Here is a 1,520-nt window from a genome sequence, read left to right on the forward strand (position 1 = left end):
GGGCGGTCTCCGTACGGCGCAGGCGAAGCCCTGCCGCATTTCAGGGTGGGGGTCAAGACGTCTTTTTGTCTTGACCCCCACCCTGAAATGTGGCTGCCTCTGGTGCGCCGTACGGAGACCGACACCACCAAGGCGACCCACTACGGAACCCAGCCCGAGGCCTCCGGTGGTGCCGGGGTCCGGGGCGGAGCCCAGGCGGGGGCAAGGGGCGGATTCGAGGGATCGTTGCAACACGCATGATCAACTGGCTTCGGTCAGGAGCTTAGCCAGGCGCTCGGCTGGGGTGTCCCAGCCGAGTGTTTTGCGTGGGCGGCGGTTGAGTTGGGCGGCGACGGCGGCCAGGTGGTCGGGGTTGTGGGCGGCGAGGTCGGTGCCTTTGGGGAAGTACTGGCGCAGCAGGCCGTTGGTGTTCTCGTTGGATCCGCGTTGCCAGGGTGAGTGCGGGTCGCAGAAGTAGACGGGCACGTCGGTGGCGATGCTGAACTCGTGGTGCCGCGCCATTTCGGGGCCTTGGTCCCAGGTCAGGGATCGCCGTAGCTGGTGGGGCAGGGTCGTGATGGTGGCGACGAGCTGGTCACGGACGTGGTCGGCGGTGCGGGACCGTCCCAGGTGGACCAGCAGGACGTAGCGGGTGGCGCGTTCGACCAGGGTGCCGATCGCGGATTTCTGGTCCTTGCCGATGATCAGGTCGCCTTCCCAGTGTCCGGGGACGGCGCGGTCGTCGGCCTCGGCGGGCCGGTCACTGATCATGATCATGGGTTCGGTGAAGCGGGGATGGCGCCGCGCGCTGGTGGGGCGGGGCACGCGGACCGCGCGTCCGGTGCGGAGCTGTGCGGCGAGCACGCGGCGCAGTTCGCCGCGGCCTTGCAGGTACAACGCCTGGTAGATCGTCTCGTGGGACACGTGCAGCTCCGGCCGGTCGGGGTGGTCGCGGCGCAGTCTGCGGCAGACCTGCTCCGGGCTGAGCTTGTCGTCGAGCATCTCCTGCAGCAAGATCCGCAACTCGTCGTTCGCGGCGATCTTGCCGGTCTTCGGGCGCGCCCGACGCTGCTCGGCGCGGGCCTGGGCCCGATACGGCTGGTAGTCACCACTGCCGGGATCGCTGTTGTGAGCCAGTTCCCGGCTGATCGTGGCTGGATCACGGCCCAGCTGCCGGGCGATGGCCCGCACCCCGCGGCCGGCGCGACGCAGGTCAGCGATCTCGAGCCGCTCGTCCAGGCACAGAAACCGTGCCGACACCGACGGCCGGGAACCGGTGGCCGATGACGGCGGGGCGGTTCTCGCCCGCCCCGCCCGGCTCACTCGCCCGTGCCGCCACCGGTAACCGGTGCTGCGCGGGACCCCGATCCTGCGACACGCCTCCGACGTGCTTACACCACTCGCCACAAGATCAAGATAAACCTGGCACTCAACCACCAGCTTCTTCGACCTCTGCGATGCACGACACTTCCGGTTCTCGACCACTGCAACCCCTGCTCACAACCCAGGTGTTGCAACGATCAATAGAACCCAAGAGGGGC

General features: G+C 68.5%; 1 protein-coding gene. It reads right to left on the reverse strand.

What is annotated here, in order from left to right:
- Nucleotides 1–240 precede the first annotated feature (240 nt).
- Entirely contained in the window at nt 241–1,416 is a 1,176-nt protein-coding gene (locus tag FKR81_RS43050; RefSeq protein WP_407936601.1) for an IS30 family transposase, read from the reverse strand.
- Between the last annotated feature and the right edge of the window lie 104 nt (nt 1,417–1,520).

Origin of the sequence: Lentzea tibetensis (genome assembly GCF_007845675.1) — a bacterium.
Classification (GTDB): Bacteria; Actinomycetota; Actinomycetes; order Mycobacteriales; family Pseudonocardiaceae; genus Lentzea; species Lentzea tibetensis.